Origin of the sequence: Aliivibrio fischeri (assembly GCA_038993745.2) — a bacterium.
In the GTDB taxonomy this organism is placed as follows: Bacteria; Pseudomonadota; Gammaproteobacteria; order Enterobacterales; family Vibrionaceae; genus Aliivibrio; species Aliivibrio fischeri_B.
In genome coordinates this window covers 2,069,076-2,083,810 of sequence record CP160629.1, presented here as the reverse complement: position 1 = coordinate 2,083,810, position 14,735 = coordinate 2,069,076, and the positions used below count along the sequence as shown (strand labels likewise).

13 protein-coding genes are annotated in these 14,735 nt (G+C 37.5%); 6 read left to right on the top strand and 7 right to left on the bottom strand.

The annotated features are described in order from the left end of the window. Positions 1-30 precede the first annotated feature (30 nt). Both lpxM and clcA read left to right on the top strand, forming a co-directional pair. Positions 31-972 (top strand): lauroyl-Kdo(2)-lipid IV(A) myristoyltransferase, encoded by a 942-nt coding sequence (gene lpxM / locus AAFX60_010060; GenBank protein ID XDF77061.1) that lies wholly within the window; start codon positions 31-33, stop codon positions 970-972. Between the two features lie 271 nt (positions 973-1,243). Continuing rightward, positions 1,244-2,650, top strand: a complete 1,407-nt coding sequence (gene clcA / locus AAFX60_010055; GenBank protein XDF77060.1) for a H(+)/Cl(-) exchange transporter ClcA — start codon at positions 1,244-1,246, stop codon at positions 2,648-2,650. Here clcA and AAFX60_010050 read toward each other — a convergent pair. Together AAFX60_010050 and rlmA are read right to left on the bottom strand one after the other, a co-directional pair. Continuing rightward, a complete protein-coding gene (locus tag AAFX60_010050) occupies positions 2,633-3,235 on the bottom strand; it encodes an outer membrane beta-barrel protein (protein ID XDF77059.1) in 603 nt (200 codons plus the stop codon). The genes clcA and AAFX60_010050 overlap by 18 nt on opposite strands. Positions 3,236-3,495: 260 nt before the next feature. After that, the gene (rlmA, locus tag AAFX60_010045; GenBank protein ID XDF77058.1) at positions 3,496-4,305 is read right to left on the bottom strand and encodes a 23S rRNA (guanine(745)-N(1))-methyltransferase; all 810 of its coding nucleotides are present in this window, start codon (positions 4,303-4,305) and stop codon (positions 3,496-3,498) included. A gap of 496 nt (positions 4,306-4,801) precedes the next feature. On the opposite strand from rlmA, the gene AAFX60_010040 reads away from it, so the two are divergent. Continuing rightward, positions 4,802-5,863, top strand: a complete 1,062-nt coding sequence (locus AAFX60_010040) for a porin (GenBank protein ID XDF77057.1) — start codon at positions 4,802-4,804, stop codon at positions 5,861-5,863. A 191-nt stretch (positions 5,864-6,054) separates the two neighbouring features. Here the strand turns inward: AAFX60_010040 and AAFX60_010035 are convergent, their stop codons facing one another. Further along, complete coding sequence (locus tag AAFX60_010035) at positions 6,055-6,555, bottom strand: YfbU family protein (GenBank protein XDF77056.1); 501 nt, start codon at positions 6,553-6,555, stop codon at positions 6,055-6,057. A gap of 104 nt (positions 6,556-6,659) precedes the next feature. Beyond that, entirely contained in the window at positions 6,660-8,408 is a 1,749-nt protein-coding gene (locus AAFX60_010030; GenBank protein ID XDF77055.1) for a formate--tetrahydrofolate ligase, read from the bottom strand. Between the two features lie 508 nt (positions 8,409-8,916). Between AAFX60_010030 and ybaK the strand changes: the two genes are divergently transcribed. Next, positions 8,917-9,387: a Cys-tRNA(Pro) deacylase gene (gene ybaK, locus AAFX60_010025; protein XDF77054.1), complete on the top strand. Its 471-nt coding sequence runs from the start codon at positions 8,917-8,919 to the stop codon at positions 9,385-9,387. 26 nt (positions 9,388-9,413) lie between these two features. After that, positions 9,414-10,301, top strand: a complete 888-nt coding sequence (locus tag AAFX60_010020; protein XDF77053.1) for a patatin-like phospholipase family protein — start codon at positions 9,414-9,416, stop codon at positions 10,299-10,301. Between the two features lie 86 nt (positions 10,302-10,387). Here the strand turns inward: AAFX60_010020 and AAFX60_010015 are convergent, their stop codons facing one another. Together AAFX60_010015 and AAFX60_010010 are read right to left on the bottom strand one after the other, a co-directional pair. Continuing rightward, a complete protein-coding gene (locus tag AAFX60_010015; protein ID XDF77052.1) occupies positions 10,388-11,584 on the bottom strand; it encodes a DEAD/DEAH box helicase in 1,197 nt (398 codons plus the stop codon). A 125-nt stretch (positions 11,585-11,709) separates the two neighbouring features. Next, positions 11,710-13,803, bottom strand: a complete 2,094-nt coding sequence (locus tag AAFX60_010010) for a methyl-accepting chemotaxis protein (protein XDF77051.1) — start codon at positions 13,801-13,803, stop codon at positions 11,710-11,712. Between the two features lie 240 nt (positions 13,804-14,043). Between AAFX60_010010 and AAFX60_010005 the strand changes: the two genes are divergently transcribed. After that, on the top strand, positions 14,044-14,472 hold the full coding sequence (locus tag AAFX60_010005; GenBank protein XDF77050.1) for a hypothetical protein: 429 nt from the start codon (positions 14,044-14,046) through the stop codon (positions 14,470-14,472). 65 nt (positions 14,473-14,537) lie between these two features. Here AAFX60_010005 and AAFX60_010000 read toward each other — a convergent pair whose 3' ends face one another. Further along, positions 14,538-14,732, bottom strand: a complete 195-nt coding sequence (locus tag AAFX60_010000) for a hypothetical protein (GenBank protein ID XDF77049.1) — start codon at positions 14,730-14,732, stop codon at positions 14,538-14,540. Between the last annotated feature and the right edge of the window lie 3 nt (positions 14,733-14,735).

Sequence of the window (14,735 nt, the reverse complement as noted above, 5' to 3'; positions counted from 1 at the left end):
ACTTATAATAATGAGACAGTGAAGCAATTCATGACTGAAAAAATCGATAAAAACGTTTATAACCCAACTTTTCAATGGGCATTCCTTCATCCTAGATACTGGCCAACGTGGCTTGGGATTGGTTTTGCTATTATTTTGGCTTTTATTCCATTTCGATTACGTGACAAATTAGCAGCGAAAATCGTTAAATTAGTACTTAAGAAACCAAGTGGTGGTATTAAGCGTGCTAAGTTAAATATTGCGACCTGTTTTCCTGAAAAATCAGAACAAGAGCAACAGAAACTGCTTGAAGATACTTATATTACGGGTGCTCAAGTTATGCTTGGCTTTTCTGAGTTGCTTGTTCGTAGCCGTAAGCATAATGAAAAACGTGGTATTTTTGTGGGAGGAGAGAATTTATTTCCTCTTCTTGAGCAGAAAGAAAACATCATTATTTTAGCACCTCATGCATGGGCTATTGATTTTCCAGCTATCTTATTAGCTTCTCGTGGTTATCATGTAACCACAATGATGAAACCACAGAAAAACCCAATTACAGACTGGCTAATGCACGTTCAGCGAATGCAATATGGCGGTAAGATCTATGCTCGTAGTGCGGGTATTAAACCGTTAATTAAAGCGATCAAAGAAGGCTACTTAGCGTATTACCTACCAGATGAAGATCATGGTCCTCAAAATAGTGTATTTGTGCCTTTCTTTGCGACTCAGAAAGCGACGCTAAAAGGGTTTGGTAAATTAGCTCGCTTATCAAAAGCGAAAGTAGTGCCAATGTTGCCATCTTATAACTCTGAAACGGGTCAGTTTGAAATTATTACCTTACCCGCTATTGCTGATTTTCCATCTGGTGATGAAGAAACAGATGCTCGCGCGATGAATATTGCCATTGAGCAGCTTGTGACTGAGCGTCCTGAACAATATATGTGGGTATTAAACTTACTACGCTCTCGTCCAGATGGTAGCCGTTTGTATTAACTTTTTTGTTATTCGGCTCTTATTTGAAACCCGTAGAATTATATAATTCTGCGGGTTTTTTATGTCACATAGAAATTTTTGTTATTCGTTTTGTAACAGAATTACTAGAAGTTATTTATTTGATTTATATCAAAGGTCGATCTCGGTCATTTAATCAATCTAAGTTTTTGTAAATGGTTAGGGTCTATCGGCTACTGAAGCGTATAATTATTTGTGATCTTATTCTAATAAATGTTGCCAATGCTCTTTACGTGCTAAGTTGATTCGATAAATGCCAAAATCACCCAATTTTCGTTTCTTTCAAGGTGGGATGCTTAAACATCGCACAACTCCAAAATTTTTAACCACACAAACTGATTACTATGCACTGCTGCTTTTATCTGCTTTAGTTGGCGGTATTGCTGGTTCCGTTGTTGCCATGTTTGAAGCGTCTATTCGACTCATTGGTGAACAGCGCTTACATTTTCTTGATTCACTTCCTTATTCTGAATTTATTGCTCCAATTGGTGCTGTAGTTGCTGGTGCTGCAATGGCTGCGTTAGGTTTTTGGTTAACGTTTAAGTTTGCTCCAGAAGTGGCAGGTAGTGGTATTCCACACATTGAAGGCGCATTGGATGGCACGCATGAAATTCGTTGGCATCGAGTTCTACCTGTTAAATTTATTGCAGGTACATTAACTATTGGCTCTGGAATGGTATTGGGGCGTGAAGGGCCTTCTATACAAATTGGTGGTGCGGTAGGTCGAATGGTTGCGAGTAAAGGAAAGCGATTTAGTCACTCTTCTCATATTTTGACTGCTGCGGGTGCTGCTGCTGGCTTGGCTGCTGCCTTTAATGCGCCATTAGCAGGTATTCTTTTTATTGTAGAAGAGATGCGACCACAATTTAGATATAACATTACTTCAATTAAATGCGTGACATTAGCAACAGCGGTTGCAACGATCGTTATGCGTTCATTGCATGGACAGGAAGCCTTTTTAACCATCCCTAGTTTTGAAGTTCCACCACTAAGATCGCTTATCTTGTTTGCTATTTTAGGGATTATCTTTGGCATTATTGGAGTAAACTTTAATAAATGGATCCTTAAAGGAACAAGTAAAGTTAAGAAATTTCATCAGAACAAATTATCTCGAATTGTTCTTATGGGGGCGGCTTTTGGTGCTACCTTCTCATTCTTACATTTAGTTGCTCCCGAACTTTCAGGCAGTGGCATGGCGATCATTACTGAAATGTTTCATAGCCCAATGGCTTGGATTCTTATGGTTGGCTTCTTTGTTCTTCGAGTGATTGTGACTGTTGCTTGTTTTTCATCGGGTGCTCCAGGAGGGATTTTTGCCCCAATGTTAGCTTTAGGCACTTTGCTTGGCTTATCTTATGGTATGGTGATGTCAGCTTGGTTCCCTGGTTGGATAGCGGAACCTGGTGTTTATGCGATTGCTGGCATGGGCGCATTGTTTGCTGCAACGGTTAGAGCGCCAGTAACTGGGGTGATTCTTGTTGTAGAAATGACCAATAATTATCAATTAATTTTACCTTTATTGGTTACAACATTGGGCGCAACGTTTATTGCTCAGGCTTTAGGTGGTCAACCCCTTTATTCTGCCTTATTGAAACAATCATTAGTTAAGGACAAAGAGTTAAGAGCAGATCACCAAGCTCCTTTAAAAGACGTAACTTAATGTAACCTGACTGGTAATGAAATCGATTCCAATTCCATTAGCTATAATACGTCCCATCGTATAACTCGCTGCAATATTTAGAGAGTAGGGCAGCGAGTATCCTAACTCAACTCCATATGATAAACCTACTTCACTAATTGAATTCTCACCAGTAATGGTTGTGGTAATTGTTTTTCCATTTAGCGTATTTTGAGAATACGTATCAACCATTAAATCTAAAGAATATTGATGTACACCCAAAATACTTGCTAGGTAAAACTCGGTATCAAACAAATAAGATTGGTATTTTAAGTTTGCTCCTATAGAGCTCGCTTCGACCTCTGTGTTGTCGTAATTAGCGCCATTTGAATAATGATGTTCATAATCACCCAGTTTATTGTATTCAAGTTCAACAATAAGGTAATACTCTGGAGCAAGCATGAATGGGTAGCCTGCTTTGATAAATAATCCGTTATCTAAATCAATTTCAGCACCGTTAAGAGTGAGTGATGATTTAGCCAAGCCTGATGATAGGTAAAGACCATCAAATTTAGCAAAACAGTTACAAGAGATAAGCAGCAATGCGCAAGAAAGTAAGTACTTCATAAGATTCATCCATATTGATTATTATGTAAGTATCAGACCAGACAATAGCTCTCCAAATAATGCTCTTTGAAGTTCGATAAAGTTTGTTTTATCGATGTATTGTGATCTACATCAAGTTTTCACGCTGCGTTTTTATAGTGTAGACAGGAATGCTTTAAAAATGAGAACAAGCTTGAGGGTTTTTCGACAGGGAAATAAAAAACACCACATAAATCTTTATTTATCATAGGATTATGTGGTGTCTTATTTTTGAGATAAGGCTATTTTTTGTAAACTCGAATCATGAAATCGGCTTTACAATTGAAGTTTTCTAACGCTTTTAGGTTCATTTTAAACTCAGAAGTTGCTTTCCAAGCGAATGGCGTCATATCAAGCAGCTGTAATGCTTCTGTACCATTTAATTGCATATGGTAAGTTAATTTCTGCTCTTCAATAAGTTCAAATCCATTTATATTTTCTGGTTCTTCATCGTGTAAGCGAACATCACCATAAACGCCTTCACGTAATTCATATAGATGATGGCCTGCAGGTGTTACTGTAAATAGGTAGCCTCCATCTTTAATTGCACGATGCAATTCTTCACCCTTGCAAGGAGCATAGATACGAACAACGCCATCTAAGCTTTGATCTGCAAAAGGTAAACGATGGCTTGAAGCTACACTAAATTTACAGTTTAAATATCTTTTAGCTGCATACTTAATAGCTACTTTAGAAATATCTAAACCAAAGACCTGTGCTTCTTTACCATCCAGTTGAGCTGCTATTTTGGAGGTGTAATAACCTTCACCACAACCAATATCCAGTAAAGAGGCTGAATCGCTGGTGACATACTGTTGACATAAATCAGCCACTTTTTGCTGCATTGGTTGGTAATGCCCTGCTTCTAAAAATGCACGTCTTGCTTGCATCATCTCTTTATTATCACCTGGATTTTTAGAACGTTTGTGATGAGCAGGCATTAGGTTTACATAACCTTCTTTTGCGTTATCAAATTGATGATTGTTTTCACAACGATATTGATTGTTAGAAAAGTGCAACTCATGCTGGCACAAAGGACATTGATAAGACATAACCATACCTAGAATTAAAGAGAAGCAGCAGTGTACTGGTTCGTTTATTGAATAAAAAGAACTATCAGTGAAAATAATTCTGGTCTATTTATTTTTACCCTCAAAATTAATAATGTGAGTCACTTCAAATACACCTCCTAATAGAAGCTAATAAGACCTTTTTTGTTGTAAAAATAGAGTGATTTTGATCACTATAAGTTCTCTTTTATAACCGTTATTTTGTGACGTAAACCAAGTTGGAGGCAAATTTTCCTAAAAGTTGAATTTATTAATTCTTTATATCTATATGTTTTAAAATGTTTTTTGTTTTTTTATGTGCTGTGTTTTTGAGCCCCTTCAAACTATTCCTCCTATTAATTTTGTGAGGCGAATTAATATTGCATGATTGTTGTCAACGGATTTAGAAAACATGTATGGAATGCAAGAATTCTTGAGTTTGGTGTTCATTAAAAGAGCCATCAAACCAATATAAATTTAAATATATAGGGTATAGAACATGAAAAAGACACTTTTAGCACTAGCGGTACCAGCACTATTAATGGCTGGCTCAGCATCAGCTGCAACTGTATATACAGCAGAAGATGGTTCGACAATCGATGTATATAGCCGTTTAGGTTTCAATATTACTGACCGTGCAGGTATGGGTGAAGATGGCGATGCTGTTGGTAATTTTGATGCACGTATTGGTCTTGGTGGTTCTCAAGTAGTTAATGATAAAGTTTCTGTAATTGGTTGGGCTGAATATTCAGTTGGTGCAGCAGAGCAACGTGGTACAGATAACAGCTTTACTCCTCGTTATGTTTGGGCTGGTATTGATGCATCTGAAGCGGGTAAAGTAACTTTCGGCCGTGTTGCTTCTGGCATTATCATGCTTTCTGATGTAGGTGATGTATTTGCTGCATCTGATGTGGTTTTAGGTCGTCAGTTAGAACTTGTTGATAACTCAGCAGCTCAAACTTTCCGTCAAGACGGTACAATTCAATATCAAAACAGCTTTGGTGCTTTTGATATGTCTGTTGCTTACATTTTAGGTAACTCTGAGTCTAATCAAGATGGTTCTTACAATGCTGCGGCTCGTTACACATTTGATATGGGTGATGCAGGTCAATTAATTCCAATTGCAGCATATCAAGCGAACAGCACTGGCGATACAGGTAGCAATGCAAATCGTGATTACACGTTCTGGGGTGCAGGTCTTCAATATAAACTAAATGCATTAACACTTGGTGCTATGTACAACCAAGATGAAATTGAAGGGCAAGGTATCTCTGGTACTTCTAAAGATAAGAGTTACGAGTTAACCGCTGTATATAACATTAATGATGATTGGACAGCTCGTGCTGGCTACCGTGCATTAGAGAATACCGGTGGTGATGAAACTGAATACAAAGATACAACATTAGAAGTTCAATATCACTTAACAGAGCGCTCTTCTATTTACACAAGCTACGTAATGCGTAACGGTGAAAATGGTACAGGACTAGGAACTCCAGCTGTTATGACTTGGAATAACGCTGAAGAAGATTACTATCACTTAGGTCTTCGCTATGAATTCTAATCTGACCAATAATATTGATACAACTGTTAATCTATAAGGGTGGATTTTTAGTTAACTATCAATCAGGTTAGAAGCTCAATCCTCGCTGATCCGTCAGTGAGGATTTTTTGTTTATTCGTTTTGTGGGTGTATAGCGGGTATAAAAAATCCCCGCAAAGGCGAGGATTCAAATTGGTTTTATGTTAGCTGAATTATGCGTTAAAAATTTGCGCTAATTCCGTTGAACATAGGTGATATTGGCGAGGACAGTTACGCCATGTTGTTAGCATACGACGGTACTTATCAAGCATTGGCATTTGGCTATTAAAGTGGTGGTCTGCTTTATCAAACTGAGGGTATAAACCTTCTGAGCTTGTTAAGAAACGAACATAGTTTACTTGTTGTGCTTCAGTTGCAATATCAAAGCCTAAGAATTGAAGACGGCGAGCATCTACTTTTGCTTGGCATTCTTCAGAAAGCATATTGTAAGATTCTTGCATTGCATGGTACATCTCCATGAAATCGATAATTTCACGACATTCTGTTTCTGTAATACAGCCAAAATCTTTATCAAGCTCGCGAATTTGTAATTCGTAACCACGTTCAACAATCAGTTGTTGGCGTTTGTACTTTTCTGCATTTGCAGGGTCCATTTGAGACATTAAGTAGTACTGGTTTGAAAGGATTAAGCGTTGAGCATTTGTCATATCCATTAGGATAACCTCAAAAAATTATAATTAAAATTGTATAAAAAGTTGAAGCTAGATTAACAGTAAATGTAACACATAGAACATGATCTACATTAAGTTATGTGATCTTAGCTTAATCCAACGATGTTACCATCGCCATCAATGTCCAAATTCATGAATGCTGGTTTTTCTGGTAACCCTGGCATTGTCATTACATTTCCGCATAATGCATAGATAAAGCCAGCACCTGCACAGAGTTTTAATTCTCTGATAGGCACAACAAAATCCGTTGGTGCACCTTTGATATTTCCATCAGTAGAAATAGAAGCAGGTGTTTTTGCCATACAGACAGATAATGATTGGTAACCTAATTTTTCAAATGCCGCTAATTGTTGCTGGGCTTTTTCTGATAATTCGATTCGTTCAGCACCATAACCTTTTATTGCCACAGCATTAAGTTTATCGAATAAGCTCATCTCAGAAGTATATAAAGGAGTAAATTGTGTCTCTTGTTGACACGCTTTAATTACTTTTTCAGCTAACTCTAATGTACCGTTACCGCCTTTAACAAACGCTTCGCTAATTGCTACATCGACATTCATGTCTAAATTAGAAACCCAATTTAATAATGAATCTAGCTCTTCTTGAGTGTCTTCCGGGAATCGGTTAATAGCGACAACGACAGGCAAGCCGTATTTAGCACAGTTATTGATGTGCCATAATAAGTTATCAAGACCAGCATCTAATGCTTTTTTATTTGGAGCAAATAATTCTTTAGGTAACGATTGGCCTGGTGATAGAGGGAATAGGCCTGAATTGGCTTTAATACCACGTAATGTTGCGACTAAAACCGCACAATCTGGTGATTTTTCTGATAACGGTGCTTTGATATTACAGGCTTTTTCGAATCCCATATCTGAGCCAAAGCCACCTTCGGTAACGGTATAATCCGTTAATTTTAAAGCGATGTTATCAGCAATGATTGATGAGTTACCGTGGGCAATATTTGCAAATGGTCCAGAGTGAACAAAGGTAGGTACACCTTCCAATGTCTGCATCAATGTTGGATTAATCGCAAACTTCATGGTTACCGTCATTGCACCAGCGACTTGTAAATCTTCAGTCGTTACTGGTTCACCATCTAAATTATAAGCAACAACAATACGACCAATTCGTTGGCGTAAGTCTTGTAAATCGGTTGCAAGTGCTAAGATAGCCATTAATTCTGAAGCCGCAGTAATATCAAACCCATCTTCACGCTCATAGCCATTAATGGTTTTGCCATCTTCATTTTTGCCAATGGTAACCATGCGAAGAGCACGGTCATTGTGGTCCATTACACGTTTCCAGACCACGCGTTGAGGGTCAATACGTAAAGCGGGTAACTCATTCTTTTCTGAGAAAACGTCATAACCTAAACGCTGTTCATGATAGATACGAGCATCAATGGCAGCAGAAGCTAGGTTATGAGCTGCGGTGATGGCATGGATGTCACCAGTTAAGTGTAGGTTTAACTCTTCCATTGGAGCTACTTGGCTATAACCACCGCCAGCGGCACCTCCTTTTACACCAAAAACGGGCCCCATTGATGGCTGTCGAATACAAGCACTGACGGATTCACCTAATTTAGCTAGCCCTTGAGCAAGGCCAATAGTGGTTACCGTTTTACCTTCACCAAGTGGTGTTGGAGTGATGGCGCTGACTAAAATTAATTTACCATTTGGTTCTGATTTTAATCGTTTTAAGGCGTCGATATTTACTTTTGCCTTAAATGGACCTTGCGGAGTAATGTCATCATCATGCAGTCCTAAGTTTGACGCAATCGTTTTCATTCGTGTAAGTGTCGCAGTTTGGCAGATTTCAATATCGCTTTTCATAATAACGGGAACCTATAGGAAGTAGTTAAAACATCAGAAAAGAAAGCGTGCTTTTTATACCACATAATTGAGGTGATACAGAATCTATTCCATAAAAATAACTCAGAATTGACTGAATTATTCATAAGGTGTGATCAAGAGTATGAGGAGGCTTTAAGATTAGGTTAATGGATTGTGATACGCTTTGTTGTCAGTTTTATAAGCAGTATCAAGGATAAAAATATATTCTCTTGGTGTAATATGAATTACTGCAGTTAGGGATATGAGTGGGTTACAATTTTCAGAGTGAGTTGATATTGATCAATCCATCATTGAGGCTAGGTTGCATTCTAACCTTAGTACTTCAACAATAAGATTTGCAAGTGTATTGATAGATAGCACTTAATAGGTGCATTGTTTCTAATATTAACTGGTTCAGGAGAATTGAGTGCTGTTCTGTCTTATTGCAGTTTGAGCGACCTGAACGAACGTATTTCAAAATATAGAATTATTTTTAAGGCGTAACACCATGACACCAGCAACAAAGTTATTAAAAAAAGCAAAAATTGAACATCAGGTGCTTGAGTATCATCATGATCCTAAAACTCAAGCATATGGTCTTGAGGCAGCGGAAAAGTTGGGATTAGATCAAAAAGAAGTATTTAAAACATTAGTTGTACAAGTGGATGAAAAAGAGCTCGTTGTAGGTATTATTCCAGTTGCAGATCAACTTAGTATGAAGCTAATTGCAAAAGCGGTTAAAGGTAAAAAAGCAAAAATGGCTGATCCTGCTGTGGTTCAAAAGACAACTGGCTATGTGCTTGGAGGTGTCAGTCCTCTTGGTCAAAAGAAGCGCTTAAAAACAGTCATTGATATTACAGCTGAATCTCTGGAAAGCATTTATGTTAGTGGTGGCAAAAGAGGTTTAGATATTGGTCTTGCGCCAAAAGATTTACAACAAGTGCTAAATGCGCAGTTTTTGGATATTAAAGCTGAGTAATTCACATCATGGAAGGGAGAAAAACCATGAGAAAAAAAACAGTATCGCTTGTTCTTGGTAGCGGAGGGGCAAGAGGGCTTGCTCATATTGGTGTTATCCGTTGGTTAGAAGAGCATAACTTTGAGATTGTATCGGTTTCAGGTTGCTCAATTGGTACTGTCGTTGGAGGTGTTTATGCTGCAGGTAAACTTGATGAGTTTGAAGCGTGGATGCGTACAATCACTAAGTTAGATATTGTTTCTTTAATGGATTTTAACTGGGGGAAAGGCGGTTTAATTAAAGGCGAAAAAGTAATGAATCGCCTTGGGGATATTTTAGGCGATCTTCATATTGAAGACCTTTCTATTCCTTATACTGCGGTTGCCGCTGATATCAGTAATGAAAAAGAAGTGTGGTTACAAAAAGGCTCTTTGTTACAAGCTATTAGAGCGTCTATTTCATTGCCTTTGTATTTAATGCCGATTGAATTTAATGGTAAGACGTTAATTGATGGTGGTGTGCTAAACCCAGTACCGATTGCTCCAACGTTTGGTGATCATTCAGATATAACGTTAGCAGTTAACTTAGCTGGGGAGATCAGTCATAGTATTGATGACTTTGAAGTCAACCAAGTAAATATTTCAGCTGAAGATTCAAAAGAAGAAGACACACCGTTCCATAGAAAAGTCAGTGACTACTTTGGTTCTTTAACAGCAAAAACATCAAGAATTGATTTAGGGATGTATGATATTGCTAACCAAGCCTTTGATGCGATGCAAAGTACCATTGCGAGACAAAAGCTAGCATCATACCCGCCAGATATTACGGTTGAAATTGCACGAGATGCATGTGGAACATTTGAATTTGAACGTACTGCGGAAATGATAGATTTAGGTTACGAGAGAGCTGAACACGCTTTAAAACATCTATTGTAATGGATAAAAACCAATAAAAAGCTCATACTATTTGTATGAGCTTTTTTTATTTTAATTAGATGTATCATGATTACTGATTAAATAACTCAGTTTTTCGGTGTCGGTTTTCTTTTTGGTTTGTAGTTTAGAATTGAAATTGGCACTTCTTTACGTGGTGCAAATCCTTCAATTTCTTTACGTACAATGAGATGACCTAAACGACTTTCAATCATACATAAGTTTTTAAAATCGTCTTTAGATACAAATGAAATCGCCTCACCTTTTGCTCCCGCACGACCTGTACGACCAATACGGTGAACATAATCGTCAGCAGGGAAAGGTAAGTCATAGTTAACAACTCGTGTTAATTCATCAATATCAATACCACGAGCGGCAATCCCTGTTGCAACCAAATATTGTAGTTTGCCTTCTTTAAAGTCGTTTAATACTTTTGCACGAGCTTCTTGGCTACGGCCACTGTGGAACGCTTCGGCTCTGATATCACGTTTTTCTAATTGACTAACTAGTTTTGCAGCGCCGTGTTTTGTTTCAATAAAGATCAGTGCTTGATCCCAATTGTTCTCTTTTATTAAATGACTAAGTAGCGCTGATTTCTTATCTTTATCAACAGTCGTTAACCACTGATCAATTTGTGGTGAAGATGTCGTTTTTGGAGAAATTGAAATCTCAATTGGGTTATTGATGGCTGTTTTTGCTAAATAACGAACTTGATCTGATAACGTTGCTGAAAACAGCATGTTTTGACGATCTAACGGTAAACGTTCGATAATTTTATTAATGTCTTCGATAAAGCCCATATCTAGCATACGGTCAGCTTCATCAAGAACCAGAATATCTAATTCATCAAAGTGAATCGCTCTTTGAGTGTACATATCAAGCAAACGGCCAGGCGTTGCAACTAATACGTCAACCCCTTCAATTAAGCGTTGCTTTTGCTCTTTATAGTCAACACCACCGTACATAGCCAGAGAAGTGATATCGATATGCTTGCTGTATTGTTGAATATTTTCTTCAACTTGAATCGCAAGCTCACGAGTTGGCGTTAAGATCAAAGCGCGAATACGTTTTGCTCTAACTTTTGTTGGGTCTTCACTGAGAATTTCTAAGATAGGTAATACAAAACTTGCTGTTTTACCTGTACCTGTTTGCGCAGCAGCAATTAGGTTTTTACCTGTAAGTGCAACAGGGATCGCTTTTTGTTGGATTGGTGTTGGTGCTTTATAACCCAACTCGTCGATAGCTTTTAAAATTGGGTCACTTAACCCAAGTTTAGAAAATGGCATGTGAAATCTCAGATATATGAATAGAAGAGGATTGTAGCATGAAAAAAAGAAATGACAGCAGAGGAATAAACACCAATACCTTTCTTAGTATTGGTGTTTAATTAGAGTGGATAATTGCTTAAATGTTACTGGGTTTTGAACTCATTCAATTTTTCAGTTAATGAATGACTTTCTTTGGTTAGCTCTTCTGTATCTTTTAGTGATGTTTGCATATCACACAGCACTTCGTTAGCTGCTTCATTAATGCTTGTAACATTACGATTAATTTCTTCTGATACTGAGCTTTGCTCTTCAGCTGCGGAAGCAATTTGATTGTTCATATCATTAGCAACCAGAATTGCACTGCTGATCTCTTTGAGATTTTCTTGTGCAATTAATGTTTCTTCTTTTGTTGATAATGCTTGTTTTTGGCTGTTATCCATTACAGTAACAATGCTTTGAGTATTTTGTTGTAAAACCCCAAGCATGTTATTGATCTCTTGAGTTGAAGTTTGCGTACGACTAGCAAGATTTCTCACTTCATCCGCAACAACAGCAAAACCACGACCATATTCACCTGCACGAGCGGCTTCAATAGCGGCATTAAGTGCAAGTAGGTTGGTTTGCTCTGCAATACCTCCAATTTCAGCCAAGATATTTTGAATATCATTGCTTGATGCTGATAGGTTAACCACTTGTTCTTGAGCTTCATTAATAAATTGTGCGAGTTCTTCAACAGAAGCCGCAGCTCTATCCATGATCTTCTGACCATCTTCGCTGCTTGTTTGAATCTGGCTTGCTGCTGTTGCTGCTTGTAGGGCTGATGAAGCCACTTCCATTGCCGTTGCACTCATTTCATTAATCGCTGTTGCCAACTGAGTTACTTCATTTACTTGGTTTTGAAGTTTAACTTGTGATTTCTCAGTCTCTGCCATGGTGTTCATTGAAGATTGAGATACTAATTCAGCCGTGTCTTTAGCGTTATGTAATGTATTTTGAACTTTCTCGATAAACGTATTAAACCAGAATGCTAATTGACCAATTTCATCTTTTGAATCAATATCAATACGTTGAGTTAAATCACCGTCACCTTGAGCAATATTCTCAAAGCGAGAGGTTAAATTCATGAGTGTATTACCGATCTGTCTTGCTAGAATAAAGATGATAACAATACCAATAATCGATGAAATTACACCGCTTAGCAGACCGTTTGAAAGGGCATTATTACTTAACTCATTGCTGAGTGTATTGAAATCGGTGATCTCTTTTTGTAATACATTTGACGGTATAGAAACCATAACGATCCACGGTTTAGAGCCTGTTTCAATCGTTGCAATCGCGGTTTTAAATTGGCCAATGTCTTTTAAGAAAGCCGTTTTATTCTGAGCTTCTTGTTGGATTTGTCCCCAGTTTTTGGCGAAATCGTCTTTAACTTTTTTTCCGACAAATTCTTCATTTTGACTGAACGAAAGCAGTGTACCGTTCCATGATGCGATAGATACAACAGCGCCAGGGATGCCAATAGATTGAGCCGCTTTTTTACTTATCTCTTGGAAGCTTTTGATTGACCAATCGTATCCTAATGAACCTACAATTTTATTGTTGTAAAGTAATGGTAAGCTGATGGTTGTAATAAGCTCTTGGTTGCCCCTTACATTGTAATAATATGGTTCCATTACAAAGCTTTTACCAGATTCAAAAGGAGCTAGATGCCATTCATCAATACGTTCACCATTATTATTTAAAGACGTATTGTTAAAGCTATCCATACCTAAAGCTTCAAAGCTTGAACCTGTAGGAGAGAAAAATGGGGATAATATGCCTTGTTTATTGAGCGCTTTTTGTGTGAGTTCAGAATCGTCTTTAATGAAGTTTTCTTCTTCCCATACCATGTAGCCAGCAAATACGCTCTCATTTTGAATTTTTAGAGATGAAGTGAATTGCTCAACTAAAAGACTCGCACTTGCTTGGTGTTGGTTTGATAGTTCTAGTAGTGACTGTAACTGTTTTAGGTTACTGATTACAGGTGCAAATTGACCGTTTAATTCGGCACGTTGTTGGTCTGCGATAGACAACAATTTATAGTCAATATTTGCAGCAAGTTGATTTGATACTTGCTGAGTGATCTCTTTATTTACCCCATTATACGACACCGTTGTAAAAAACATTGCTGTACTTAGAGTGATGAATATTGCAAGACCTGCGCTAACTGCTATGCGTGTTTTTATTGATTTGAACATAATCCTTCCATGCCAAATAATTATTTATAGACTTACTTATCGGCGGAAAATAAATAATCCTTAATAAAACAAAGGATGTTTTATAAGTTTTGTTCTTATTGTTATTCACGTTAAGTTCACAATTGCAGGTTTATACTGATAATTCATATTTAGACACACGCTAACTCTCTCTATTTGTTGCTTTTCTGTTATTCTTAGAGGGGTAGTTGAATCTATATTACGTTTTAATGGTGAAAGAAAATGAATAAAAAAATACTATTACCTTTGTTGTGTTCGATTGCTTTAATGGGTTGTGATGATGCAAGTGAAACCATTGATAAGGCACAAAATGCAGCAAACCAAGCCGTGGATAGCATGCAATCAAAATTAGAAAGTATGGATTTTAAAGAACTGAATTTAGATCAATTTGATGGCGCTGTGGGTTCTGCATCTGAGTTTGCTGAGTCGATTAATGAAGCATTAAATGCAGATTATACGAATCCAAAGGCGTTGACTGAGATACAAGAGCACATTGCAAATGCATATAGCTGTTTGGTTGAAGCATCATCAGAATCAAATGCGGAGAAGCTGCTAAACAAAGTGATGTCTAAAATTACGAATGAAGATGCACAAAGTCTAATTGAAAAAGGCGTAGAGAGTGCCAAAGAGATGCAAGAGTGCGTAATGTAAGTTACTCCCTTATTTTTTAATATATGAATGCCAACGTAGTGTAGATTACGTTGGCATTTTTTGTATTAGTGATTGTTAAGTGCTGTTGGCAATTGATGTAGGTTTTCTTTAAGGTCATAAAAATATGCATTTTTTGATTGGTAGCCAAGGTATTGCCACGCTGATTTAGACTCAATGTTGTATCCATAAGTAATGAGTGCAAGCCATTCTTTTCTATTGTTATTAATGGCTTGTTTAAGCATTGTTTTTATTCGATTCATAAT